23 protein-coding genes and 1 riboswitch are annotated in these 25,267 nt (G+C 44.0%); of the genes, 5 read left to right on the top strand and 18 right to left on the bottom strand.

What is annotated here, in order from left to right:
- Positions 1-52: 52 nt before the first annotated feature.
- The 11 genes from ACJA3J_RS03965 to ACJA3J_RS03915 all read right to left on the bottom strand — a co-directional run bounded on the left by ACJA3J_RS03965 (position 53) and on the right by ACJA3J_RS03915 (position 11,122).
- Positions 53-2,155, bottom strand: coding sequence for a glycoside hydrolase family 3 N-terminal domain-containing protein (locus ACJA3J_RS03965; protein ID WP_406945602.1), 2,103 nt, complete (start codon positions 2,153-2,155; stop codon positions 53-55).
- A gap of 331 nt (positions 2,156-2,486) precedes the next feature.
- Entirely contained in the window at positions 2,487-3,806 is a 1,320-nt protein-coding gene (locus ACJA3J_RS03960; protein ID WP_406945601.1) for a Na+/H+ antiporter NhaC family protein, read from the bottom strand.
- A gap of 135 nt (positions 3,807-3,941) precedes the next feature.
- Positions 3,942-4,049: riboswitch (SAM riboswitch) on the bottom strand.
- Positions 4,050-4,120: 71 nt separating this feature from the next.
- Positions 4,121-5,197, bottom strand: coding sequence for an ABC transporter substrate-binding protein (locus ACJA3J_RS03955; RefSeq protein ID WP_406945600.1), 1,077 nt, complete (start codon positions 5,195-5,197; stop codon positions 4,121-4,123).
- 24 nt (positions 5,198-5,221) lie between these two features.
- Complete coding sequence (locus tag ACJA3J_RS03950) at positions 5,222-5,995, bottom strand: ABC transporter ATP-binding protein (RefSeq protein ID WP_406945599.1); 774 nt, start codon at positions 5,993-5,995, stop codon at positions 5,222-5,224.
- Between the two features lie 22 nt (positions 5,996-6,017).
- Positions 6,018-6,839, bottom strand: a complete 822-nt coding sequence (locus ACJA3J_RS03945; protein WP_406945598.1) for an ABC transporter permease — start codon at positions 6,837-6,839, stop codon at positions 6,018-6,020.
- A 107-nt stretch (positions 6,840-6,946) separates the two neighbouring features.
- The gene (locus ACJA3J_RS03940) at positions 6,947-7,324 is read right to left on the bottom strand and encodes a hypothetical protein (RefSeq protein WP_406945597.1); all 378 of its coding nucleotides are present in this window, start codon (positions 7,322-7,324) and stop codon (positions 6,947-6,949) included.
- A 26-nt stretch (positions 7,325-7,350) separates the two neighbouring features.
- Positions 7,351-7,884 carry a hypothetical protein gene (locus tag ACJA3J_RS03935; protein WP_406945596.1) on the bottom strand — a complete coding sequence of 178 codons (534 nt, stop codon included), beginning with the start codon at positions 7,882-7,884 and terminating at the stop codon, positions 7,351-7,353.
- A 526-nt stretch (positions 7,885-8,410) separates the two neighbouring features.
- A complete protein-coding gene (locus ACJA3J_RS03930) occupies positions 8,411-9,118 on the bottom strand; it encodes a hypothetical protein (protein ID WP_406945595.1) in 708 nt (235 codons plus the stop codon).
- Complete coding sequence (locus tag ACJA3J_RS03925) at positions 9,115-9,693, bottom strand: hypothetical protein (RefSeq protein WP_406945594.1); 579 nt, start codon at positions 9,691-9,693, stop codon at positions 9,115-9,117. The genes ACJA3J_RS03930 and ACJA3J_RS03925 overlap by 4 nt, the downstream gene beginning before the upstream one ends.
- 137 nt (positions 9,694-9,830) lie before the next feature.
- Complete coding sequence (locus tag ACJA3J_RS03920) at positions 9,831-10,748, bottom strand: ATP-binding cassette domain-containing protein (RefSeq protein ID WP_406945593.1); 918 nt, start codon at positions 10,746-10,748, stop codon at positions 9,831-9,833.
- On the bottom strand, positions 10,745-11,122 hold the full coding sequence (locus tag ACJA3J_RS03915; RefSeq protein WP_406945592.1) for a GntR family transcriptional regulator: 378 nt from the start codon (positions 11,120-11,122) through the stop codon (positions 10,745-10,747). The genes ACJA3J_RS03920 and ACJA3J_RS03915 overlap by 4 nt, the downstream gene beginning before the upstream one ends.
- Positions 11,123-11,290: 168 nt before the next feature.
- On the opposite strand from ACJA3J_RS03915, the gene ACJA3J_RS03910 reads away from it, so the two are divergent.
- Positions 11,291-12,625 (top strand): short-chain fatty acid transporter, encoded by a 1,335-nt coding sequence (locus ACJA3J_RS03910; RefSeq protein ID WP_406945591.1) that lies wholly within the window; start codon positions 11,291-11,293, stop codon positions 12,623-12,625.
- A 73-nt stretch (positions 12,626-12,698) separates the two neighbouring features.
- Here the strand turns inward: ACJA3J_RS03910 and ACJA3J_RS03905 are convergent, their stop codons facing one another.
- On the bottom strand, positions 12,699-14,051 hold the full coding sequence (locus ACJA3J_RS03905; protein WP_406945590.1) for a hypothetical protein: 1,353 nt from the start codon (positions 14,049-14,051) through the stop codon (positions 12,699-12,701).
- Between the two features lie 466 nt (positions 14,052-14,517).
- Here ACJA3J_RS03905 and ACJA3J_RS03900 point away from each other — a divergent pair, with 466 nt between their 5' ends.
- Entirely contained in the window at positions 14,518-15,330 is an 813-nt protein-coding gene (locus tag ACJA3J_RS03900) for a CAP domain-containing protein (RefSeq protein ID WP_406946268.1), read from the top strand.
- Here ACJA3J_RS03900 and ACJA3J_RS03895 read toward each other — a convergent pair.
- The gene (locus ACJA3J_RS03895) at positions 15,317-15,703 is read right to left on the bottom strand and encodes a hypothetical protein (protein ID WP_406945589.1); all 387 of its coding nucleotides are present in this window, start codon (positions 15,701-15,703) and stop codon (positions 15,317-15,319) included. The genes ACJA3J_RS03900 and ACJA3J_RS03895 overlap by 14 nt on opposite strands.
- Before the next feature lie 212 nt (positions 15,704-15,915).
- On the opposite strand from ACJA3J_RS03895, the gene ACJA3J_RS03890 reads away from it, so the two are divergent.
- Positions 15,916-16,179 (top strand): hypothetical protein, encoded by a 264-nt coding sequence (locus ACJA3J_RS03890; protein WP_089651428.1) that lies wholly within the window; start codon positions 15,916-15,918, stop codon positions 16,177-16,179.
- Positions 16,180-16,481: 302 nt separating this feature from the next.
- Positions 16,482-17,579 carry an NADH:flavin oxidoreductase gene (locus ACJA3J_RS03885; RefSeq protein WP_406945588.1) on the top strand — a complete coding sequence of 366 codons (1,098 nt, stop codon included), beginning with the start codon at positions 16,482-16,484 and terminating at the stop codon, positions 17,577-17,579.
- 67 nt (positions 17,580-17,646) lie between these two features.
- On the opposite strand, the gene ACJA3J_RS03880 is transcribed toward ACJA3J_RS03885, so the two are convergent.
- The 4 genes from ACJA3J_RS03880 to ACJA3J_RS03865 all read right to left on the bottom strand — a co-directional run bounded on the left by ACJA3J_RS03880 (position 17,647) and on the right by ACJA3J_RS03865 (position 21,635).
- A complete protein-coding gene (locus ACJA3J_RS03880) occupies positions 17,647-18,867 on the bottom strand; it encodes a hemolysin family protein (protein ID WP_406945587.1) in 1,221 nt (406 codons plus the stop codon).
- Positions 18,868-19,158: 291 nt separating this feature from the next.
- Positions 19,159-19,929: a SurA N-terminal domain-containing protein gene (locus ACJA3J_RS03875; RefSeq protein WP_406946267.1), complete on the bottom strand. Its 771-nt coding sequence runs from the start codon at positions 19,927-19,929 to the stop codon at positions 19,159-19,161.
- 193 nt (positions 19,930-20,122) lie between these two features.
- Entirely contained in the window at positions 20,123-20,593 is a 471-nt protein-coding gene (locus tag ACJA3J_RS03870) for an NUDIX hydrolase (protein ID WP_406945586.1), read from the bottom strand.
- Positions 20,586-21,635 carry a MerR family transcriptional regulator gene (locus tag ACJA3J_RS03865; RefSeq protein WP_406945585.1) on the bottom strand — a complete coding sequence of 350 codons (1,050 nt, stop codon included), beginning with the start codon at positions 21,633-21,635 and terminating at the stop codon, positions 20,586-20,588. The genes ACJA3J_RS03870 and ACJA3J_RS03865 overlap by 8 nt, the downstream gene beginning before the upstream one ends.
- A gap of 257 nt (positions 21,636-21,892) precedes the next feature.
- Here ACJA3J_RS03865 and ACJA3J_RS03860 point away from each other — a divergent pair, with 257 nt between their 5' ends.
- A complete protein-coding gene (locus ACJA3J_RS03860) occupies positions 21,893-22,153 on the top strand; it encodes a hypothetical protein (protein ID WP_089651434.1) in 261 nt (86 codons plus the stop codon).
- A gap of 638 nt (positions 22,154-22,791) precedes the next feature.
- On the opposite strand, the gene ACJA3J_RS03855 is transcribed toward ACJA3J_RS03860, so the two are convergent.
- Positions 22,792-25,218, bottom strand: coding sequence for an EAL domain-containing protein (locus ACJA3J_RS03855; RefSeq protein WP_406945584.1), 2,427 nt, complete (start codon positions 25,216-25,218; stop codon positions 22,792-22,794).
- Between the last annotated feature and the right edge of the window lie 49 nt (positions 25,219-25,267).

Here is a 25,267-nt window from a genome sequence, read left to right as displayed (position 1 = left end):
TGATTATGATGAAGAAGGGCGTGAAGCCCCTCTACCTGAAAATAGTCCTATTCTAGTAGCTCAACCCCGTACCATATTCAAACAATACGCCACCATCTGTACCTGGAATCGTCACAGGCAGTTGTCCAGTTGGATTGTTTGCACCGAAAATGGTAGCGGCCGTCGCTTCAAAGCTTGCATCTCTGAATCCGTACTGTGCGATGTAAGCATCCACTCCTGGATAAGCCATAACGTCATAAGGGTTTCGGATTCCGACGCCGATCACTTCTGTATCTGTGCTCGCCATCACATCCTGCATCAACTGCATTTGAGGATGGTTCGCCGAACGAGAATATACGTTGTACGTGTACGTTCCGAAAATGACTTTGTCCGCTTCAGCTACCGTCTGTTTTTGCTCAGCTGTCAATTCACTTTTATCTGTGCTGATCAAGGTCGTATTTGAATGGTGGGCAGATACTGCATCCGCAAGGTCGCCAATGAATGTGTCTCCGACCACCACTACCTGTTCATCACCTGATGCGTCTAAAGGCAGAACCCCATCATTTTTCACAAGCGTAATCGAACGCTCAGCCGCTTCTTTTTCAACAGCTTTATGTGCCTCTGATCCGACAACTTTTTCCGCTTCTGCGATTTTTTCATCAATCGGCTGCGGCGTTTCTTCTTTAATGATCCCTCGGTTCAACTTCAATGTAAGGATCCGTTCCACAGAATCTTCAATCGTAGCCATTGGAATCTCCCCAGACTCTACAGCCTCATAGACCCCTGCAGCCACTTCCTCGAGACCTACAGGCATGAGCGCAATGTCTGTTCCGGCATTGATCGCACGAATAACGGCATCGACCGGTCCGAAATGGTCAGCAATTGCTTTCATATTCAAAGCGTCCGTGACGACGACTCCATCATAATTCATCTCCTCACGCATCAGCCCTGTAAGTACCTTCTTAGAAAGCGTAGCTGGAAGTGCAATTTCAGTACCATCTTTCTGGGAAATCACTTTTGTATCATCAATTTTAGGGAACGTGATATGTGCGGTCATAATCGCATCGATCCCAGCATCCATCGCCTGTTGGAACGGATACAGTTCAACTTCCTTCAGACGCTCCAGATCATACGGAACTTCAGGAAGTCCAAGGTGGGAATCTGTCGCCGTATCCCCATGTCCCGGGAAGTGTTTCGCCGTCGCAGCTACTCCGTGCTGTTGCAGGCCTTTCGTATAAGCTACCCCCATTTTTCCGACGAGCTCTGGATTTTCACCAAAAGAACGAACGCCGATGACAGGGTTATCAGGATTATTGTTCACATCCATGACGGGGGCAAAGTTCATGTTGATGCCGAGGGATTCAAGTTCAGCTCCGATCACTGAACCTACATTTTCAGCAATTTCTTCCGAACGAGTCGCACCTAAGGCCATATTTCCAGGCATGTCCGTTCCTGATTGAAGACGTGTCACAATTCCGCCTTCCTGGTCGATCGTCATAAGCAGTCCGTATTTTTCAGAAGCCGCTTGATAATCGGAGACAAGCTTCGCTGTTTGTTCCGTTGTCACAACGTTTTCACGAAATAAAATGACTCCTCCAAGATGATACTTCTGCACCATCTCCTCAATTTCAGGAAGCATTTCCGTAACGTTCTCTCCTTCCCACTTCCTGAAGTCAGGCATGAGCATCTGACCAACTTTTTCCTCCATCGTCATGTTGGTAAGTGCATGTTGAACGAGGTCATAGCGATCACCGTCCTGCTTTTTAATGGTCGGTTTGAAATTCGGTTTCCCTTTTGTTGAGCGGTCCGGTTTAAAATCAAGCGCAATCCGATCTTCGAAATCGCCATTCGATACCGTTACCCACGCTCGTCCCGGCTGCCCTGTAAAAGTGACTGTACCGTCATCCTCGACAGTGGCAACGTTTGAATTTTCCGATTTCCAAACGAGTCCTTCATTCACCTTTGTGAAATGTCCGTCTTCATACACGTTCAGTGCGGAAAGAGTAAACTCATTCCCTTCCATCGTTGCATCTGCCTGCGGTACATTCTCAAAGATGATTACATCCGATAATCCGTCATCTTCGGCAGCTTCCACCTTTGTACCCATCAACCACGACGGCAGCATCATGCCAATGGTCAGTGTAAAGATCAACATCCATTTGCCCGCCATTCTCATTCGCCATTCCTCCTTGATTTATCTATTTGTAAAAGGTGCCTTCCTATCCAAAAAGACCCTTTTGCAAAACATTTTTCTAAAACAAGTGCCCTCAAAAAGTCGGTTCAGGAGAAATATTGTTGTAAACGTTTACATTTTGTAATAAAAGCGTAACGGAAATAGATATAGTCGTCTATACCACTTAAGGCCCTAATCGTTCTCTTTCTCCCCATTTTCCAAACCTTTCCTACTATTCCAATCGACTCATTTTAAAATATTATGTCAGATTATTTTAAAATGAGCGTAAAAAAAGTACATAAAAAGAGGCACCCAATTCAGGTGCCCTTCCCTCTTAAGAGGCGTTTTTTAATTCTCTTTTTCCTTTTTCAACAGTGAATTTCGGATATCTGAGAGCAATGGCTAAAAGCCCGGCCACGGCTGTAAGCATCGGATAAATGCAAAACGGAACAATCGCGACAGGAGAAATGCTCGCCACACCCGCTACCGCCAGGATTTGTCCACCATAAGGAATGATTCCTTGAACGGAACTGGCAAAGATATCGAGAATACTTGCTGAGCGCCGTCCTTCAATCCCATATTCATCAGAAATTTGTTTTGCCAGCGGCCCTGCTGTAATGATGGAAATCGTATTGTTCGCTGTAGAAAAGTTGACGGCCGTCACAATCCCTGCGATGCCAAGCTCCCCACCGCGATTGGAGTTCACTTTCCTGCTGACTGTCTGTAATAAAAATTCGATGCCTCCATTTGCCCGGATCAATTCTACAAGTCCGCCCAGCAAAATCGCAATCATGGCAAGTGTCTGCATATTCGTAAATCCATCTCCTACGAGGGTAACGAATTCCATGCCGGAAAATTTACCGAGCAAAAGTCCGACTCCTCCGGCAAAAACAATCCCTCCAATAAGAACAAATATAACGTTCACCCCAGCAACCGCGAATCCAAGGACACCTAAATAGGGCAGGATTTCCACAATGTTGTACGTGTAGTTCTCCGACAGACTAGCTGAGGCATTTGCCGTCATCACACCAAAGATCACAGCTGTAACAATGGCTGCGGGAAGAACGATGAAGAAATTCGCTTTGAACTTCTCTTTCATTTCCGTCCCCTGTGTCCGTACAGCAGCAATGGTCGTATCCGAAATGACAGAAAGGTTGTCCCCGAACATCGCACCACTGACAATCGCCCCCATCACCAAGGCAAGTCCGATGTCTGTCTGCTCTGCTACACCCACACCAATGGGGGCAAGAGCCACAACCGTACCCGTAGATGTTCCCATGGAAATCGAGATGAAGCAGCCGATGACAAATAGTCCGACGACCATCCAACCGCCCGGCAGGTAGGTTAAGCCGAGATTGACAGTCGATTCAACCGCGCCCATTCCGGATGCCACGGCAGCAAAAGCCCCCGCAAGCAGGAAAATGATGACCATTAAGATGATGTTCGGGTGTCCTCCCCCTTTCGTCAGTTGGGATATTTTTGTTTGGAAATCCGTTTTACGGTTCATGGCTAACGCGGCGAGAATCGCTACGAACAGGGCGACAAGTACAGGCATTTTATAAAAATCCCCTGTGATGATTCCTGATCCAATGAAAAGTAAAATAAAGATCGCAAATGGGATAAGTGCGAAAGCGTTGCTCAATGGTTTTGTCATGATTTGACCTCCTTTTATATAACTCATCAGAATAGTTGGTTTTATCCCGAGAAAAGTTCCTGATCCACAAGAAGGCCGCAAACAAAAAAGAGCCTTCTCACATAAGAAGGCTCTTGAATCGTATCCGTTCATTCCTTCTTATCTCTCAAGTGATCATCACTTGCTGGAATTAGCACCGGCCAACCGATGTTGGTGGTTGCTGAAGCTTCACAGGACCAGTTCCTCTGCTTCTCTTGATAAGAATTATTCAATTGAGTTAATGGTTACTTTACAATAAAAACCATCCGATGACAAGTGTTTTTTCAGAAAAAGTGTTATCGATCATAACGCCCGATGACTTCCATCGCTTCTTCAGACAAAGAGGTGTCGATTGCATCATTGAAATCAATATCTCCACTGATGGCGCCGTTCGCGTCATACATCTCGAATTGTTTCTTAATATCATCGATAAACATTTCCCCGTTCGGGTCGAGCCCGGTTACGCCTACTTTTTTCCACACGTCAGCGTCTTTCAATGCCGTATGCTTAGTCATGATATCAATCACTTCATCAAGGCCTTCATCGTGAAGGAATGCATCATTATAATCACGAACACCCTTCAGGTAGGCCGCCATAAAGCGTACGGATACGTCGGTTTCTTTTTCGATAAAATCAGGTGATCCAAGCACCATTGCTATTTGTGCATCTGGAGCGAAATCTGTGGCGTCACCGAAACGAACGTGCAGATCCTGCGCTTCCCCCTGGGTGATCAGTGGTTCGATTTGAAGAGCGGCATCTATCGACTTGTTGCCCATCGCAGCAAGCATGTTCCCAAAGTCAGACATGAGGACGAATTCTACATCGTCTTCGGTCAGTCCCGCGTGTTCAAGCATGCGCTGGAAGATATAATCATCCACGGCGTTTCTCGACGAGACAGCAATCCGCTTGCCTTTCAAGTCGCTATAATCTTTGATTTCATCCTGTAGATCTTCACGAATGACAAAGCTGAAATATGAGCTACCATCAAAATAGTGACCTTTATCGGCAATAATTTTCACATCAATGCCCTGGGCAATGGCATTGAAAAAGGAAGCCGTGGAAACGCCACCGGCAATGTCCACTTCACCCGCTGCCAAGGCTGGAAGCATGTCGTCACTGTTGGCGAACGTTGTGAACTTGATATCTATGTTGTAATCATCAAAATAGCCTTTTTCCTCAGCGATATAAAACCCGGCTCCTGAGGCAGCTCCATCTTCGGCAATGACAACCGTCGTCTTCTTGTCTAATGGAGCAAAGTCACCGTCAGGATTTTCAACACTGCCCGTGTCTTCCCCATTCTCACCAGAAGCACAGCCGAACAACACAAAGATGATGAACAAAAAAGAAAACAGATGACATACTTTTTTCACCATGGGATTCCAATCCCCTTTCTTTCACTATTTACGCGAACGCTGGACTTCATCCTGAAGATGATTCCAAATCTCCACAAAATGTTCCGCCATCAAAGGATCCGCCCGTACTTGCTCCATATTCCTCGGCCTCGGCAGATCGATCCGCTTCTCATCAATGATGGTGCCGGGCTGAGAGCTCATTAACAGGATCCGATCGCTAAGTAGGAGCGCTTCATCTATGCTATGGGTGATAAATAAGACCGTTTTCTTCGTCTCCGACCAAATATTCAATAGTTCTTCCTGCAAAATGAATTTATTCTGCTCATCCAATGCGGCAAAGGGTTCATCCATGAGGAGAATTTCCGGATCGTTCGCAAACGCTCTCGCGATGCTGACGCGCTGCTTCATCCCGCCGGACAGCTCCTTCGGATAGAGCTTGGCGAATTTATCGAGCCCCACCTTATTCAAGTAATAGGAGGTCCGCTCCTTGATCACGTCTGCAGGCAAATGTCTCATCTTCAATCCAAAACTGACATTGCCTTCAACGGTCAACCACGGGATGACCCCGCGTTCCTGAAAAACCATCGACTGCAGCGGGCGTTCTTTTTTGCTCTTCGCAATTGAAAAAGATCCCCCGCTCGGCTTTTCTAAATCAGCCAGAATCCTTAGTAACGTCGTCTTCCCACAACCACTTGGTCCGACAAGACAGACAAACTCCCCATCCGCAATATCAAGCGAGATCCCTTCAAGTGCTGTCACTCGGCTCTCTTTTTTGTAAAAAACTTTCGTTAAATCCTTAATCGATATTTTAGCCTCCATCCCCTGTCGCTCCTTTCATCAGTTAGCGCCATGGCAGCAGTTTGGCTTGCAGTCCCCGGAGAATGATCGAGAACAAATAGCCGAAGAACGAAATGAGCACAAGCCCGACAAACATCTCTTTCAATAAAAAGGCTTTATACGACGTCCAGATCAAATACCCAATACCTGAGTTGGCTCCCATCATTTCCGCCGCGACAATCGTCAGAAGCGCAATCGCCTGCCCCATCTGAATCCCTTCAAGCATGACGGGCAGCGAACCCGGTAAAGCGATTTTGAAGAAAAACTGCTTCGAATCCGCTCCATAATTTTTCGCAACATCCAAATAAATGCGGTCGATGTTCACAACACCCGCTACCGTATTAATGACGACAGGGAAAAACACACTCCCCGCAATCGTCACCACTTTAGAAACTTCTCCGACACCGAATAAAATGATGATAATAGGCAAAAGCGCAAGCGTCGGAATCGGCATTAACGCCATGATAAGAGGCGACAGGAAATGCCGGATCGGACCGTAAAGCCCCATGAGAAGACCAATCACAATAGCCGGTATGACTCCGAGCAAAAAGCCTGCGAAAATACGAAACAAAGAAATCCCGATATGATGGAACAGCTCTCCGCTCATCCCCATCGCCCAGAACGTTCCGACGATTTCTGTCGGTGGCGGGAAGAACCGGGCATCTATCAATCCCGTTCGTGATAAAAACTCCCACAGCAATACAATGAAGATCGGCGATGATATGGTCAGTATCTGCTTCACACGATGCTGCATCTGTCGCTTTTTCCATTCTTGTTTTTCCATTTGTAAAGGGTCGATCAAAGATTCCCTTCGGCCATCTTTCATACTCACCACCTCTACAGCTAATTTATGTGCTTACGCCCAATTGTGTGAAATCGACTCATTTTATTTATCTAGAAAAGCATAAAAAAAACGCCATCCAGGCGTCTTTTTTACTCCTTCTCTTCATTTGTTTCCTCAAGATTTGTCGACAGTTCTTCCAATTTCTTTTCTAATACTTTCATGAAGGCGACCTTTCCTTCCTGATTTCCAGCGGGTGAAATCTCTTCTCCAAAGATATACCTCATGTGTTCCTCCATTTGAGAGAAAAACTCCCCTTCTCCAATCTGTTCTAAATAGGGAGGAGACTGAAAAGCATCCAACTCTTTTTTCAATGCTTCGTTCTCTTTTCTCTGCTTTTCTGACTCACTATTAAGCTTATTTATTTGCGTACGCATGCGTTTAGTTTCCGCTAGATTAGCAGAAAGGGATTTTTGTAACCTTTTCACTTCTTTCTTGGCGGTAAAACACTCTTCTTTCCATTTATTCACTTCTTTATCGGCAGCCTTTTTCTCATTCAGCCTTTCCTTTTCGAACTGCGCTTTTTCTTTCTGATAGGTGTTTGTAATTCTGAATAATCGTCTCCCGCTTTAACGAGTGATTCTTTCACACCTTCTAATTCTTTCATAAATGCTTGTGCACGCTGAGCTAGTTCATCATTCTTCCTTTCTAACGCTTCCTTACTCTCCTTCCAATTTTCCGCTGCTTTTGAAGGCTTTTGGTTGGCCTCTTCCAATTGGTTACTTGTTGCTTCACATTCCTGTTGGGCTCTCTTTTTCCTCTGCAGCTCTTTAAGTCTCGCGGTCCGCTCATTATTGAAATTATTTTGTAGAAAAGAAAAATCTTGTTGTCCTTGGATGATCATTTCTTTTTTCTGCTCAAGGTCCTCGTTTAACTGTGCACATTCATTCTCCAATTTCTTAACTTCATTTGAATAGCTTTTCTCGGTATCTGCTAATTTTTCTTTTAATGTTGTCTCTTCCGCTTCCGTTCTAGCTTCCGTTACTATTTGTAGTTTTTGCTGTATTTCCGCATAGCTTCTTTGTAACATGGAAAGATCTTTATGAGATTGGAAAAGTCTTCTTTTTCTTTATTGCTCCACTCGATGGCTCAATTTTGCCAATCATTGATCTCACTCTTGTATTTTTCCTCTTGTTCCTCATAACGCTTAACTTGTTCCTCAAATCCTTGAATCCTCCGTGTTAATTCTCTATTTAAGACAGATTCTTCTTTATTCCATTGCTCCATGGTCTCTTGTAATTCTTGGTTCTCTACTTTTAAGGCGGAGTTGGACAAATACAAGAAAAAGGTGAAGGATTATCAAGATAACTATCATTACTCCCAAATAGAGAACATTATGGTGGGATTGCTTATGATCTATATAAGAAAGGAGAAGAAGCATGAGAAGCAGAAAGCATCAAGAAGCTTTAAGACAAAGAACACTACAACAAAAAACCAAGACGAATACCACTCAAACAGCAAGAAAATGAACTCGTAAAAGAGCAGGCGGCTGTGGATGCGTCAAGAAAAAGAAATAAGTCATAAAAAAGAATGGAAGCTAACCTTCCATCCTTTTTTTATGATGAATCCACTTTTGTATAAGCATTCTGATCACCAACTACATCCAGTCCTTCTGGAACACGAATATAAAGAGCGGTTCCGTTCCAATGCGAAACCGTTGTATCTCCCCACATCGATCCATTCTCTTTATCAAACAATCGGAAAGGAAACTCAGAACCAAACATTTTGTATTTCAGGTTCAATTTCTCCCCTGGATAAATAGAAAGTGTCGTCATATCCATACTCACTGCGGGCATGTACTTTTCTTCCACTTCATACCCATTGATCATCAGCGGTGTCTGATAGTAGAAAGCCTCCACGGTCTCTGTTAGGTCATCCGTACGCTCTACAAAAATGTTGATCCCGTTCACGTCATTTTCTAATACTTGAAGAATCAATTGTTCTTTATCAAAAGGAAACGACCATTCATGGATGCGCCATTTTTCTATTTCATCTAACTTCCCCTCTTGAACTGCTTCATAGAATTTCTGAGACTTTTGTTCTTCTTTCTCCTCATTCTCTTGTCCTTTCAGTTCTATACTCCCAAGTGGAATCGCAAGAAAAACAACCGTAGATCCGACTAACAGGACAGAGTAACTGATGAGCATCCAGAGTCCTGCCTTCCCTCTCCCAAAACCGAACCGGGAACTTTTTTTTATGAGAAGGCTCAAAGCAATGATGGTCGCAAGCAATATTATAATCGGCATGAAAGCTATCACAATCATTGCTTCACCTCCAAACGATTGGAAACGAGGACAGACAATACATAGAAAATTGTGGTGGCAGAAAGCGTCTTAAGAATGAACAGCCACGGATTGTTTTCTTCAAAAAAGAATTCAAAGAAATACACCTGAATTTGAAATCCGCCTCGCGATAATAAAATCATCAAACCTACCACGACTACCGGCATTACAATGACGAGCATTTTATTCAACTGAACAATCATTCCAGCCAAATAGCCTAAGCTGCTGAACAGAAAAACGATGAGAATGGTCGCAAACATCCCAAGCAGCCATGCACTCACATTACCTACTCCCTGGGTAAGAAGCATTTCTTCTCCAGGCAATATAAAATAGGCAAACAGTTTCAAAGCAAAACTGGACAACAAAGCGGTCAGCGCACCAATCACACAAATCATAAACAGAAAAGCGATGGTTGAGAGTGTACTCGTCTTCCTGTTCGTAACAAATGCGAAATCATCTTCTCGATACGCTTTCGTCGTTAAAAGAAAAGCCGTCAAAAAGCCCCAAAAAATTGTGAAACCAACAACGATGTCTGCGGTGTAATAGGTGATGTTCACATCGTAGCCTGTTCTCCCGCTGCCCATCGAACCGGATCCGTTCAAAGAAAACAAGAGCCCGAGGAGCTGGATGACTACAAGAGATGTAAATACGCCTGTATAAGCCTTCCACTTATAGCCGATCTGCTTTGACGACTTCAGACGTCTGCACTTCGATCAAAGACATCATCCACACTCCCCTTTCCATGCTGATATTCAGTCAGGTAGATACATAGATCATTCGCTTTGACTGGCGTAACTTGAACTCCTGCCTCCTGCATGCGCTGATATTCCTTTTCTGTAAGATCGTTTTTTATTACCACATAGCACGTATCGAACGCCTGCTCTTTTATCCATAGAATCTCTTTTTCTATTAGAAATGAGTCCACCACATCTTTCTTTCCAGTGAGGCCCAGTCCATATTCCTTCAAGTCATCCATCGACATTTGCAGCGCTAAAGAACCTTCATGAATCAGGAGCACCTCTTCAAACAGATCTTCCATTTCTTCTAAGTGATGAGTGGATAATAGGATTGTTCTAGGATGTGCCAAGTAATCCTTCAGCAACGCACGATAAAAGTCTTTTCGGACTGCTGCATCCATTCCTGTCGTTGGTTCATCAAAAATCGTCAGCGGCGATCTTGAAGCAAGGCCGACTATCATGTTGAACGTACTTTCCTTTCCTTTAGATAGTTCGTTTTGATGCTGCCTCGGATCGAACTCGAAATAATCGAACAATCTTAGTGCTAAATTATGATCCCAATGGTGGTAAAAACGCTTGCCCTCTTCAAGAATCTCTTTCAAAGTGAGCGCCGTCGGAAAGTTCATGGCATCATCGATATAAATCGTATTCGCAGACACAAACAAATTATTGAACGGTCTTCTCCCATAAATTTCAATAACTCCTGACTTTTCCTTCAATAACCCTGCGATGATCTTCAGCAGTGTCGTTTTCCCTGCTCCATTCCTGCCGATTACTCCAACAATTTTATTTTCTTCGATAGAAAAAGAAAGATCGTTCAACGCGTTTTTCCGGTAAAAACATTTATTCAAATCCTTACATTTGATCGCCTTCATCCTTGTTCCCCTTTCCAAGCATTCCTGATGAGCTTTATGGTGTCTTCTTCTGAAAGCTCCAGTCTTCCGGCTTCCGTGACAAGGTCATTGACCAAGTTTTTCAGCGTCTGATTTTTTCGCTTATTGATAATGATCTGCTTTGCATGGGTCGAGACAAACTTCCCGAGTCCTCGTTTGTCATAAAGGGTCCCTTCTTCTGCAAGCTTTGTCAGACCTTTGGCAGCTGTTGCCGGGTTGATGTTATATAGATCGGCCAGTTGATATTGCGAATACACCTTGTCGTCTACTTGGAAATTCCCATGCAGGATTTCGCTTTCCAGCCATTCCGCAATTTGAATATAAATAGGTTTCATGCCGTCGGTATCGAGAATCAATGTATCGCCTTCTCTCTAAATGGGTGCATTAGTGTTGTAATGTAGTATATGACTATTTCTAACTTTTGACAAGGAAAAAATTACACTTGGGCCTTGATATTTTCTTCTCACTCATAGACACTTAATATGAATGTTGTAAGCGATTACATATTTAGGAGGTTGTTTAGGATGCTTCGAGGAATCACAAACTTTTTCGACCGGATGGTGCAGCGTTTCTTGCCAGATGCGTTTTTGTTCGCCATCATTCTCACACTCGTCGTTTTTGGATTAGGAATTTTTTTCACAAGCAGCTCACCAGGGCAGATGGTGCAATTTTGGGGAGATGGCTTTTGGAACCTTCTCGCATTCGCCATGCAAATGTCATTGATCGTTGTCACAGGATACATACTTGCCAATACTCCTTTAGTCAAAGCCGCTTTATCAAAAATAAGTACGCTTGCGAAAACTCCGGGACAGGCTATTTTATTAGTTACTTTCGTAGCTGGAGTCGCTTGTGTGATCAACTATGGATTCGGACTTGTAGCCGGAGCACTCCTTGCCGTCCATGTAGCGAGACGTGTGCCGAATGTGGATTATCGCTTATTGATGGCCAGTGCTTATAGTGGATTCATTCTTTGGCACGGGGGGTTTTCAGGATCCATTCCTTTAACCATTGCGACAGAAGACCATTTTCTAGCTGATTCAATCGGTTCCATCGCTATTACGGATACACTGTTCAGCAGCATGAATATTTTCATCATCGTGACTTTACTTCTCTCTCTTCCTCTGCTTAACTTATGGTTGTTAAAATCCAGTGGTGACCTAAGTAAAAACAATCTCGACTTCTTAGAAAACGAAGATAAGGCCGAGAAGCAAATGGCCGCCACAACAGCCGACCTGACCCCGGCTGAACGGATGGAAAACAGCAAGATCATCTCTTACTTAATTGGAGCGCTTGGACTGGCGTTCATCGTCTATCACTTTATTAGGAACGGGTTTGACCTCAATATTAATATTGTGAACTTTATCTTCTTATTCCTCGGCATCCTTTTTCACCAGACACCAAGAAGGTTTTTGAACAGCGTAAATGATGGAGTGAAAAATGCCGGCGGGATCATCATTCAATTCCCTTTCTATGCAGGAATCATGGGCATGATGGTCGCTTCTGGTTTATCTGAGCAAATGTCGAACTGGTTTGTGAGCATTTCAACAGAATTCACGTTTCCCGTGCTCGCCTTTATCAGTGCCGGCATCGTCAACTTCTTCGTCCCTTCCGGAGGCGGACAGTGGGCCGTTCAGGCTCCGATTATGATCCCAGCTGCTATGGATCTTGGCGTAAGCACAGCCAAAACCGCGATGGCTGTGGCCTGGGGGGATGCATGGACAAACATGATCCAGCCATTTTGGGCCTTGCCGCTTCTAGCCATTGCCGGGTTGAAAGTCAAAGACATCATGGGCTTCTGTGTCATCATCCTGTTTTGGAGTTTTATTCCTATTTCCATTGCTCTTCTATTTTTCAATTAAACTTCTTATCGTTTCATGAAATTCGTGCACACAAAAGGTCCCCATCCACTAAATTGGATAGGGACCTCTCTTTTTATGCCCATTTTTGTACATCGACACACAACTGCTGGTAAGCCTTTGATTCATCCATCATTTGTTTATCCGCATACACTTTCGAAAGCCACCTTAATGGTTCTGGTGTACTCGGTTTCAGCTCCATTTCCATTTGGAAGCATTCGATGGATTTCTCAAGCTGCTGGAATCCATAGTACAGTTCACCGAGCTCCTGCATACAATCAAGGTCTTCACGAATTTCATTCATCCGCTCCACTTTCCTCATGAGCGAGCTCTTCTTGGTAAACGACATGAGAGAATCATGGACTTGTTCCAGCTCCATCGTTTCAAGCAATCTGATAATAAATGCATCCAAAAGCGCTCGGGTTTGTTCCGGATGCTGGGCTGTAAGTCGTTTCATGAAAGAAAGAAGGTTGTCAGGAGTCTCGTCGAACCGCTTTCTTTCAAGTAAGACCTCCACCTGGTTGAATTGTTCCTCATTCAGCTGGAGCTCCCGTTCTGTGTAGAGACGTGCCACTCCCATTACATTTTCATTCGCTACATAGTGTTGGAAAAGGTCTTCAGTTACTGGTTGGAAGGATGGAATAGCCTGAGACATTTGCTCAAGTATGAAGGTTCGGCTATCGCAATCGAAGTGCCGGGAGAGAGAGGCTCGATACGATTGGTAGCTTTCTGGGGTCGGTTGGTTGTAAAAATGAGATAGCTGACGAGAGGACGCTTCAATCCAACGATCTTCTTTTTCCAAAAGACGTTGGTGGTCTTCAAATGACGTACACGCTTCCTTAAACAAAGGGTCACGTTCCAAGAGCGTGTGCGATTGTTCTAAGTATAGATTGGCAAGCTTGCGATAAGAGAGGTCATTGGCCATCTCCTTCACGAATCGGTTATTTGGTGCAAAGTCACGCATCACCCGGATCACACGATAAGCTCCGGACATGTTCCCTTCACGACGGTATTGATAAAAGAGTGATTTCATATCTTGGAATAGTTGTTTTTTAGGAATGAATGATTCAAAAAAGGTGAGGACTTTCGCTTGTTCCTGCCTGGAATACGGACGTGCGATTTTCTTTTTCAGCTGAGGATAGCTGATTTTCTGAAGAGGGGCATTCGATTCAATTAAAGCTTGTAAAAATGGATGCTGGGATTCATAAACCGTTCCTTCCTTGAATGCACGAGCCACATAGGAATGGATCTTAAGCCGTGTCGTCCTGACGGCAGTTAGATATTTTTGCTTATAAAAGAAAAGCATATGACATTCGGATTGATCATCAAAAGTTTCAACGAGTTGCATTTGCTCGTAAAAGACAACACGGGATGGAACGAGCACTAAATTGTCTTTTTGTTGCTTTACATGAATGGTTGTTGGGTTCATCAACATCCGCCTCCCTCTTTTCTCCACTATACCACACCGAACGTTCTTGTTTAAAATAAGTCTCTATGTAGAAAAAGCTTCTTCAGCTGTTCGCTGAGAGACTGAAACCTGTCAGGAAGGAAGATTGGCCATAAGGTCGGAGCTGTAAAAAAACGTAAGTATGCTATTAATATCACTCTAATCTTTGTAAAACGGCTGTCACACTCGTAAAAAACAGACCTTTCTTAAAAGTCTGTCAACCCAGGTAAACTAGTAAAATATCTACATAAAGGATTTTTATTCCAAAAAGGCCTCGTACAATAATTTTTAAAATCCTTGAGATTAAAGGAAGCATGCTTCACCTTCAAATCTATCAATCCCCTTTTATAATCTTATGGAAATATCAACCTCCTATATTACAAAAGTTCAGTGGTACGATAGAGTCGTTCCAAAAAAACAAAGGTTTCAAGGAGGAATTTTCAACATGATGAAAAAATCATTGATTGTATCAGGAGCGCTTGCTCTATCCTTACTAGCATCACCAGCTACTTCCCTTGCATCTACAGGTGAAGTGAAGCAAGACGTACAAGTAGAAACGAAGACCATTCAAATAGATTCCGGTCAATTGAATGACTGGATCAGTAAAAATGAAGATGCGTTGAAGAATAATAACCTTCAACAAGTAGATTTCCAATCTTTCTTTGATCAGTTCGCACAAAAATATCAACAAGCACCAGCAGAGCAACCGAAACAAGAACAGCCAAAAGCAGAAACACCTGAAAAGGAAGAACCTAAACAGGAAGAGCCTAAACAAGAAGCACCTGCTCCACAACCTGAAGCTGAACAAGCTCCAGCACCAGAGCAGCCTGCTGAAGAAGAAGTGCAAAAAGAAGAAAACACACAAGAAGAAGCAACATCTGAAGTGTCTGCTTTTGAAAAGCAAGTCGTTGAATTGACGAACCAGGAACGTGAAAAACAAGGACTAGCTCCACTGAAACTAGACACTGAGCTAAGTGCCGTCGCTAAAGACAAGTCTCTGGATATGCAGCAAAACAACTACTTTTCTCACAACAGCCCGAACTACGGTTCTCCATTTGACATGATGAAGTCATATGGCATTGACTACCGTACAGCTGGCGAGAACATTGCCATGGGACAAACGACTCCAGAAGAAGTTGTCCAGGGCTGGATGAATAGTCAAGGTCACCGTGAAAACATCATGAACCCTGACTTCACTCACATTGGTGTAGGTCATGCGGAAGATGGTAACTACTGGACACAAATGTTCATCGGTAAATAATAGAATGATAGGCAGTTGCCACCGGGACTCCCGGTGGCTTTTTTTGTACTTTTCTTCTGCTTTTTGCGCGGTTCGACTGCTTTTTGGCGCGACTCGTACCCTCTTTGGCGCGACTCGTACCCTCTTTGGCGCGACTCGTACCCTCTTTGGCGCGACTCGTACCCTCTTTGGCGCGACTCGTACCCTCTTTGGCGCGACTCGTACCCTCTTTGGCGCGACTCGTACCCTCTTTGGCGCGACTCGTACCCTCTTTGGCGCGACTCGTACCCTCTTTGGCGCGACTCGTACCCTCTTTGGCGCGACTCGTACCCTCTTTGGCGCGACTCGTACCCTCTTTGGCGCGACTCGTACCCTCTTTGGCGCGAAAGGTCATCCTCAAATCGGATGACCTTTCGCTTCATATCGTCCAGAAATTCAGCCCCTAATAGATTAGGCTATATCTTTAAATCAGTAGGCAAATTTCACGAAATTGTGAACGAATGACTTTTTTTCTTTTTTATTTGTCCAAAACCCATTGCAATTAGTCTGAATATTCCATAAAATCAATCATAATTTAACTATATCAAATTAGAAGGAAGTGTTCTTTTGAATACAAAAACGGTGAGTCATCTTTACAACGTCTGCCCCCTTTGCCACGGAACCGGAACTTATAAAGAATATGACGACAGTAAGGCGAACATGATCATGGATCACTATAGCCGCGTAAATCATGCGAGTGAAAAGACGGCTTGGAAAATGGCGGTTGAAGAAACGAGTTACAGCACGGAATGTGGACGTTGTCATGGTAATGGTCATGTACTCAATGACGAAGGTGAAGAAATGTATCGAGCTTTAAAGCAATTTGCATAAAAAAATGGATCATCTCTTTGAAGAGATGATCCATTTTTTAATTAATCTTCCAAATATGGGATCACCTCTTCATCTCTTACAATCGAGGGCAAAAAATTTCTTTCTAAATAACCTCCGTAAAATAGTTACTCATTATCCTACTCCCATTTCATTTATTATTCCACGGTGTATCATTATGGAAGTTTATAGAAATTATTAAGGATGGGTAGCCTAAATGTGTCATCGATGAGCACTTACTTTGAAACTGAGATAGTTTGAGAGTACGCTTAAGGATGACTACATCAGGAAAGGTGGATTCTCTCATGTTATTTGACTCTTATCATTTAGATAGTAAACAACTAAACAACCGTTATGTCGTAGCACCGATGACCCGGATCAGTGCCGAAGCAGACGGCCGTGCGAATGACCGCATGAAAAAATATTATCAGCGTTTTGCCAAAGGTGGCTTCGGTACCATCATTACGGAAGGCATCTATCCAGACACGACCTTCAGCCAGGGATACAACAATCAACCGGGGATTGCGACGGATATCCAGGCAGATGCATGGAAACCGGTCGTGAATGCTGTTCACGAAGAAGGAAGCATCATCATCGCGCAGCTCATGCATGCCGGTGGACAAAGCCAGGGCAATGCCTACACGGACGAAACCATCGCCCCTTCTGCCATTCCTCCAAAAGGGGAACAACTGGGATTTTATGGAGGGTCAGGTACATTCCAGACGCCACGTGCGATGGATGACCAGGACTTTTTAGAGGTGAAAAAGGATTTTGTTGCGGCTGCCCGCCGCGCGAAGGAAGCTGGTTTTGATGGAGTGGAAATACACGGAGCCAACGGCTATCTACTGGATCAGTTCTTAACCGATTATTTGAACAAGCGTGAAGATGAGTACGGGGGATCCGTTGAGAACCGCCTGCGTTTTGTGTTGGAAGTCGTAGATGAAATACTCACAGAAGTAGGAGAAGACTTTATTATCGGGATTCGCATTTCTCAAGGTAAAGTCGCCGACCAAACACACAAATGGGCCGGTGGTGAAAAAGAAGCCGAGCAGATCTTCGGTGCACTAGGAAAGACTGGAGTCGATTACATCCACGTCACAGACGGGGATGCAACAGCCCCTTCCTTCGGTGAAGGTTCCAAGACGCTTGCCGGCGCAGCGAAGACATATGGTGGAATCACAGTCATCGCCAACGGCCAGCTCCAGGAGCAGGAACGTGCCGAAAGTCTTCTCGAATCAGGACAAGCTGATCTTGTCTCCATAGGTACCGGAGCACTTGCCAATCCTGATTTACCGAACAAAGTGAGGGACAAGGTTGAACTGAATGCCTTCGATTTTGAAAAGATTTTGCTACCACAGGCCGAAGTGAAAGACCACGAACTTGATGCACCAATAAAAGAATAAATATAACAAAAGACCCGGTCCCCTTTGATTAGAGTGACCGGATCTTTCCTATTTTTCAACTTCAAAATCATTTAATAATCTGCACTTTTCGCACCATACGCCCTTCAATTTCCAACACTTTGAACGTTAGATTGTCTTGTTCCAATACATCCCCTTCGTCAGGGAAATCATTGAATTCCTTGATCAGATACCCCGCAAGAACATCTTCCTCTTCCGGAATTTCTGTATCAAAGATGGAATTCAAGCGACGTAAAGTGATTTTACCATCACAAATCAATTCTGTTTCTGAAATCTTTTCAATGATTGAATCACTCTCTACATCCATTTCATCTTCGATTTCCAAACCGATCATTGCTTCAATGACATCTTCATGGGTAAGAACACCCTCGGTTCCCCCATACTCATCCAAGACAATCGCCATGTGCTTCTTCTCTTTCGTCATTTTCCTAAACACCCATTCAATCTTATGAAACTCATAGACAACCAGCGGATCTTTGTACGTATAGTCTATAAACGGCTTTTCAGGTTCCATCGCCCATGAAATCAAATATTTCGAGTGGAAAACACCGATGATATCATCAATATCCTCCCCATAGACAGGGTAACGGGTGAATGGATGTTGCACGACCATGTCACGGACTTCCTCGAAGGCAGCTTCCTGATCAATGGCAATCATATCGACACGCGGTGTTTTCAGAACATCTTTTACATTCAAATTATAAAAATCAAGCACACCTTTGATTCGGTGGGATTCCGCTTCATTGAACGTCCCCTCGGAATCTGCAATGTCCACCATCGTGCGAAGTTCTTCTTTTGAAATGGAAGATTCATTTGTCTGTCCTTTTGATAAAGCATTGGTTATAAATCCTGTTAATCGGTTCAGGACAATAGTAATGGGTTTGAAAATGATTACAAAGAAACGAATGACTGGGTAAACAGTCAAAGCGATGCGATCCGGGAACGCAGCAGCCACCGATTTCGGGATGACCTCCGAGAAAATAATAATGGTTATCGTCAGTATGGCAGAAGCCAGCCCCACACTGAACCCATATTTAATAGCTAGTGTAGTCACAAGCGTTGGCAACAGAATATTAGCGATATTATTTCCAATTAAAATAGTAGTGATGAACTCACTGGGATGTGAGAGTAAATCTAGTAATTTACCTGCTTTTTTATCGTCTTTCTTTGCTCTCGATTGGAGCTTCATTTTGTTAGCTGCCGTAAGAGCCGTTTCACTTCCTGAGAAGAAAAGCGATACGAACAGCAAAAAGATGATCGCAATGATCACGGGGCTATTCCTCCTTGAATGATGGACACAAATATTAAGGAAAAGGGATAGAAGATGGCCTCCCCCTCCTTTTTCACGTTACACATAAAAAAAGATACACACGAAACGTACGTAGCACCTATTGTACACTACTTCCTTTTCCCTTAGAAGAAATATGAAAACTACACCCTTTGCTAAACCAAAATATGTAAGACCTGGTCACCCATATTATGGGTGACCAGGTCTTACATTATATTCCAATCAAGCACATAAAAAACCAGACCTTCAAAAGGTCTGGTTTTTGTGCGTTCATTATAGGTTAACTGTAACTTCTGCATCTTCACGAAGGCTATCAACCAGCTTTTGAGTGGCTTGTCCTTCTTTTTGACGAGTCAATTGCTGTTCAATCGTTGGTTTTGCTTCTTCATAAGATGGTACTTCTTGTTCCGTATCCATGCTTTCTTGCTGCTCTTTCATTTTGTCATATGCTTCTTTGATTTCTTCCTCTGAAGGTTTCACATCTCCAGCTTCTTCAGCAATCAACTTGTCAATTTTAACTTGTGTCTGAATTTGAGAGCGTACTTCTTTCTCACTCATTCCCTGTTCTTCAAGCGCAGCGAGAAATTCGTCAGCAGAACCGACTTGCTGTTGCTTTGCCAATTCCTCAAGCGTCTGGTTTACCTCTTTCTCTGAAACTGTGAATTCACGGTTATCCGCTTCCTGCATCAACAGCTCTTGTCCAACCAGGCTTTCGGCTACTTGCTTCTTCAATTGATCCTGATCAAGTTCTTGACCTGTCATTTGAGACTGCATCGCTGCTTGTTGGAACTGACCTTTATAAGTCGTTTCAAACTCTTCTTTTTTAATTTCTGTACCATTTACACTAGCGACAACTTCCGGTACACCTTCAAGGTCCGGCTCAGGTGCTTCCGGTTGTTCCCCGGATTCTGCTTGTTCTGTTTTCTCTTCTTTTTCTTTTTCCTTATTATCAGAAGCGCCTTCTTCATCGTTACCGCAGGCTGCTAGTAAGGAAACGAACGCTACAAATAGTAAACTTAATAACCACTTTTTATTCAATGTCATTTCTCCTTTATTCATCGTTGTGTTAGCCATTGTAACACGGAACGACCGTCTGTAAACACACCCATATCGGTGGTAACAACTCCCCTGCCACAGAAAAGTTGTTCAGAACACTGTCATGACAAGGCTTCTTCAAGGAATATTTTGTCTTTCTTACAAATGTGGAAAATTTGTGGAAAGTAAGAAAGGGTTTTCATCAGCGGATCACCGGTATACTTACTCCTTTAAGCCAATCTCGAATAAACGGGGCCTGATGTGGGTTCAGAAGATTTTCATGGATCTCCTCAGCATGAAAGAAAGCCTGCCTCTTACTCTCGTGGTTCGTCGTCAGTTTCCCCTCATAGGAGCTGCTGCGAAAGACGATCTGCACACTGAACACTCGGTCTCCATTCTCATAAGTAGCAAAACCACTTTCACCTGAATAAATGCCGTATAAATCCATCGATATCATGTTCAGCCCGGTTTCTTCCTTGACTTCCCTTTTGACGGCTGAGTCGAAGGTCTCTCCAATTTCAAGAAGCCCACCCGGAATCCCCCACACGCCACGATCCGCACGTTTTTGCAGGAGAATGCGCCCATGATCATCCTCAATGATTGCCCCACAACCGACTGTCAGCAATGTTTCATGGCCGATCATTTGCCGCATCGTCTGAATATAGTCATTCATTTGATGTACCCCTTTCCCTCTTTTTAGCATATAGCAGATGGAGAATCGGATTGAACTGATGAACTTCCACATCATATCCGTGATCTTCCCACCATTTGATCAAGCGTGAACGATCAGCATAGTACTCATCTTCAATCGCCTCCACCGCTTCTTCGTTTCCTGATTCTTGATAGCTCTCCAGGACACTTTTTCTGTCTGACTCATCTCTGAACATTAAATCGGCAATGACTACTCGCCCGTGGTCACCCAGGATCCGGTCAAACTCTGCAAGAGCAAGATCCTTATCCTCATTTGTTAAATGATGAAGCGCATAGCTCGAGACGACGAAATCCGCTTCTTTATCGTTTAAGGGAAGAGAAAGAAAATGACCAAGGCGTGTTTCCGCTTGAGGGTGTTTCTCTGCACATATCTTCAACATCTCTTTCGACTGATCAACAGCAATAATAGGAAGGCCCTGCCGCAAAAATAGCCCGGTCAAGTTCCCTGTACCTGCCCCGATATCTACCCCTCTCTCCCCAGATGATGCATTCACCCATGCATGAGCCATCGTAAGAGCCTCGTCATAATGCTCATGAACATTGAAGCGATACCCCGTTGTTTTGATGTTGTCGTCGTAATCTTTCGCTTGTTCATCAAAATTCCAGCGATCGCGCCAGTTGGTCCGCTTCTCTTTTAAAACTTTCAATTCACGTGCCATGTTCATCATTTGTTCCTCCTTTCCTGCCTTCCCACTCATATCCACCATACGGTCTACCGTTGCCACCATATCTCTGATCTGCAGCATCTCTTCATAAAGCAATGAACGCTGGGTATGTAAATAATCGGTGAAATCATCATTCTGCTCCAATGCCTTCTTAACTTCCTTCGTAGATAACCCGACCTCTCTCAAAGCCAGAATGGTACGCAAATCCCGGACATCTTCTTCTGTGTATATACGGTATCCATTGCTCGCTTTTTCCGGTGCAATCAATCCTTTTTCTTCGTAAAATCGAATGGTTCTTGTTGTTGTTTCTAACTTCTTTGCTACTTCCGTAATCTTCATGAAGGAATCCCCCTTTTCAAACCCCACTATAAAGGGTAACGTTACGTAAAGGTAAAGTGTATTTTCAAAAATCTTCCCTTAGAAATGATACTCACTCAAAAACGACTAATAATCTAGTTCTCTTGTTCATAAGCTTTTAAAGGTTAAGTGAGAGAGTTTCATAATTTTCGGATAGTAGTTGAAAATCACTGTGAGCTTTTATAGTATAATGGTAACAAACAGTTTCATAGCTTTGATTTCCTTAGAGGAGTGAGCAAATGTTAAAAGAATCTGACTTTCCAACAGAAGAATTAAGAGACCAATGGATCAAGGTACGGAATAAGAAACTGGAGGAAATGGCCCAGTTCATCCAAAGATACTTCCATCTCACAAAAGTCAGAGAAAACCCGGGCAGTTATGAAGTTCAGGGGTATTTCTATCAACCTGGATTTGGTGAAGTACGCATGGCGTTCGAATTCAGTTACGAGAACGTCGCCAAGTTCACGGACTTATTTGATGAGCCCATTGAAAATAAGTAATAAAAAAAGACCCATATCCTGGGTCTTTTTTTCTACCCCAAAAATCAAAGAGTTAAAGAAACGCTACCTATTCTTGAAGACTCAGTTTCGAGACTTTTGGTGAGTGGATGGGGGCTGCGGGGAATAGCTCGCTTTCCGCGGGAGCGCGGTGAGCCTCCTCGGACTGCGTCCTGTGGGGTCTCACCATGCACTTTTTTCCCGCAGGAGTCTCGCCATTCCCCTCCGCCCCTTTGCCATATAAGTACCTCAAAACCACATCCGGAATAAGCTGCTATTATGCCCATGGTAATTGGAAGGGAATGAACTCCTAAGGACGCTATTCTGCACACGAAAAGCTTGTTATAGAGCGCTTTATGCTAATAACACCAGGATAGTGGAAGGCACCCTCTCACAGTGAAGGAGTTCGTTTCCTCCTGCATCGAATGGGGTGGTTGGGAAGCTGCGAGACTCCCGTGGGAGAAGGAGATAGGCGAGATCCCGCAGGACGTAGTCCGAGGAAGCTCGGCGCTCCCCCACAGGAAAGCGAGTTGCTTCCCAGCCACCCCCACCGCTCAATACGGCAAACGAAACCCGAAACATCTCGAAATCAAGTCTTCAAGAGACCTGCCATATTCTTTAATAACAAAGCTATGTGCTTATTACATAGCCATTGATCGAGTTAAAAGAGCACTCACTTCTGTTTTGCTTAACGGCTTACTGAAGAAATACCCTTGATATTCCACACATCCGCGGCTGCGGAGGTAATCCAGCTGAGCTTCTGTTTCCACCCCTTCGGCAATGACACTTAACCCGAGCCGATCCGCTAATTGAATCACCGTGTCTACAACAGCTCGGTCCTTTTCATTCTCATGAATGGTCTGAATAAAGGAACGATCCACTTTCAATGTATCCAACGGAAAGTCCTTCAAGTAACTAAGTGATGAAAATCCTGTCCCAAAATCGTCCAATGCGAGTTGAATCCCCATCTTTTTCATCCGGTGCATCACCGGCAGTGCCTGTACGGAATCCTGTACAATACTTTCAGTAAGCTCGATCTCCAGATGTTCAGGTGCTACCTCCGTCTGTCTAAGAACACTCTCGACGGTAGAAATGATGGTTGGATCCATGAACTGAATTGCTGATAAATTGACACTGATTCTTTCCAGGTCATGTCCTTCATCCATCCATTGACGAAATTGTCGACAAGCTTCGAGCAAGATTTTTTCTCCGAGAGGGACGATCAATTTCGTCTCTTCGGCGAGGGGAATAAATTCATCAGGACTTATAAAGCCAAGATCCGGGTGGTTCCAGCGAGCCAGGGCTTCAAAGCCAATAATTTTTCCAGAAAAAACGTCCAGTTGGGGCTGGTAATACACATCAATGCCTTCCTGTTCGACGGCTTTTCTGAGCCCATTTTCCAGTTGGAGTTTCCGAGTGATGTGCTGATCCATTTCTTCTGTATAAAAGCAGTACTGGCTTCCCCCATTCTGTTTCGCTTGATACATCGACGTGTCGGCACGTTTGATCAGCAAATCGGGTGTGGTGCCATCATTTGGGTAGAGGCTGATACCAATAGAACCTGAGATGTATAGATCCCTATCTTCTATTGTAAAAGAAGCAGCAACTTCATCTATAATCGACTCAGCGATCTTTCTTGTGTCTTTCGCACTTGTATCAGGAAGAACGATAATAAATTCATCCCCGCTCTGTCTGGCTAGGTAATCACCTGCAGACAATCGGGATTTGACACGTTCAGCTCCTTCATTCAACAATAAATCACCCATCCGGTGTCCATAGACATCATTGATCTGCTTGAACCGGTCAAAATCCAAGAACATGACAGCCAGGCTTTCGTGCTCCTGAATAAATCCTGTCAAATGTTCATAAAGAGCCCGGCGGTTAGGTAAATGAGTGAGGTCATCTTTATAGACCAGTTCTCGAATACGTTCTTCATTTTTTACCCGTTCCGTAATATCACGGATGATGCCTGTAAAATAGGTCCTTCCTTCGTCTTCCACTGTTGATAAGGAAAGTTCCACAGGAAAAGTGGATCCATCTTTATGTAAGCCTTCAAGTTCTACGCTTTTCCCGATTACATGGGCATTCTTTGTACGATTAAACCTTTCAATGCCTTGTTGATGTGCATTCCGATATTGTTCGGGCATCACTTTCGTTAAAGGCTCACCGATCATTTCGTCTGCCATATAGCCGAACGTACGCTCAGCTGATTTGTTCCAGGCCAATACAACCCCTTTTTCATCGGCTGTTACGACGGCATCATTAGCAGATTCCAGGATGGACCGGTACATTTGGTTGGCCACATCCAGACGTGTATTTGTCGTTTCCATTTCCGTATCAAACTTGATCAATACAATCAAAAAGCCGATCGTTAAAAGGGCGCCTCCCGCAATCATCCATCCAAGCATAGTCGGCTCCACTACGGGACCGCTGGTCAGAGAGGGACTGCTTCCATCCATATAAAAGGCAGCGGACTCCATTCCTGTGTAATGCATGCCTGAGATAGCCATCCCCATAAATATAGAACTTCCCCATACTTTAAGCTGCCCCTTCTTGTCATCGACCTTCCCTTTTTGTGCATACAAGGAAAAAAGGCGTAACCCTACAAAGGAAACAGCTAGTGCAATGCCTCCGGACACTGCCACCAGCCATGGATTGTATTCTATAAAGGCGTTCATCTTCATGGCATCCATCCCGATGTAATGCATGGACACGATGCTCAAAGCAATGAGCACCGCTCCCGTAAACCGCCACACCTTCTTATCCAATCCTTTACTAATAATAAAAAAGGCGGTGAAACTGGATGCAACAGCAGCTAAGATGCTTAATACAACTAAAGCAACGTCGTACACTACAGGCATTCCCATGTCATAAGCAAGCATGGCAATAAAATGCATCGACCAGATGCCGCCACCGAAAGTAAGGCTCCCTAGTGTCAACCATTTATATCTTGTACGATGAACGGAGGCCATCCGGTTCACAATTTGTAAGGCTGTATAAGAAGACAAGATGGACACGACTACCGATAAAAGCACCAACCATCCGTTATACTCACCGACCACTTCCATTGCTTCCACCTCCATCCTTTTTTCGACACCGTTATTTTTCTCCCATTAT

Source organism: Halobacillus sp. SY10 (assembly GCF_045401165.1).
Classification (GTDB): domain Bacteria; phylum Bacillota; class Bacilli; order Bacillales; family Halobacillaceae; genus Halobacillus; species Halobacillus aidingensis.
The sequence above is the reverse complement of the archived record's forward strand: the minus strand, read 5'-3'. Positions and strand labels throughout refer to the sequence as shown.

Coding starts and splice junctions, on each gene's coding strand:
- ACJA3J_RS03965 (WP_406945602.1), bottom strand. CDS start 2,155: ATGAGAATGGCGGGCAAATGGATGTTGATCTTTACACTGACCATTGGC.
- ACJA3J_RS03960 (WP_406945601.1), bottom strand. CDS start 3,806: ATGACAAAACCATTGAGCAACGCTTTCGCACTTATCCCATTTGCGATC.
- ACJA3J_RS03955 (WP_406945600.1), bottom strand. CDS start 5,197: ATGGTGAAAAAAGTATGTCATCTGTTTTCTTTTTTGTTCATCATCTTT.
- ACJA3J_RS03950 (WP_406945599.1), bottom strand. CDS start 5,995: ATGGAGGCTAAAATATCGATTAAGGATTTAACGAAAGTTTTTTACAAA.
- ACJA3J_RS03945 (WP_406945598.1), bottom strand. CDS start 6,839: ATGAAAGATGGCCGAAGGGAATCTTTGATCGACCCTTTACAAATGGAA.
- ACJA3J_RS03935 (WP_406945596.1), bottom strand. CDS start 7,884: ATGTTACAAAGAAGCTATGCGGAAATACAGCAAAAACTACAAATAGTA.
- ACJA3J_RS03930 (WP_406945595.1), bottom strand. CDS start 9,118: ATGATTGTGATAGCTTTCATGCCGATTATAATATTGCTTGCGACCATC.
- ACJA3J_RS03920 (WP_406945593.1), bottom strand. CDS start 10,748: ATGAAGGCGATCAAATGTAAGGATTTGAATAAATGTTTTTACCGGAAA.
- ACJA3J_RS03910 (WP_406945591.1), top strand. CDS start 11,291: ATGCTTCGAGGAATCACAAACTTTTTCGACCGGATGGTGCAGCGTTTC.
- ACJA3J_RS03905 (WP_406945590.1), bottom strand. CDS start 14,051: ATGAACCCAACAACCATTCATGTAAAGCAACAAAAAGACAATTTAGTG.
- ACJA3J_RS03900 (WP_406946268.1), top strand. CDS start 14,518: ATGAAAAAATCATTGATTGTATCAGGAGCGCTTGCTCTATCCTTACTA.
- ACJA3J_RS03895 (WP_406945589.1), bottom strand. CDS start 15,703: ATGACCTTTCGCGCCAAAGAGGGTACGAGTCGCGCCAAAGAGGGTACG.
- ACJA3J_RS03885 (WP_406945588.1), top strand. CDS start 16,482: ATGTTATTTGACTCTTATCATTTAGATAGTAAACAACTAAACAACCGT.
- ACJA3J_RS03875 (WP_406946267.1), bottom strand. CDS start 19,929: ATGACATTGAATAAAAAGTGGTTATTAAGTTTACTATTTGTAGCGTTC.
- ACJA3J_RS03870 (WP_406945586.1), bottom strand. CDS start 20,593: ATGAATGACTATATTCAGACGATGCGGCAAATGATCGGCCATGAAACA.
- ACJA3J_RS03865 (WP_406945585.1), bottom strand. CDS start 21,635: ATGAAGATTACGGAAGTAGCAAAGAAGTTAGAAACAACAACAAGAACC.
- ACJA3J_RS03860 (WP_089651434.1), top strand. CDS start 21,893: ATGTTAAAAGAATCTGACTTTCCAACAGAAGAATTAAGAGACCAATGG.
- ACJA3J_RS03855 (WP_406945584.1), bottom strand. CDS start 25,218: ATGGAAGTGGTCGGTGAGTATAACGGATGGTTGGTGCTTTTATCGGTA.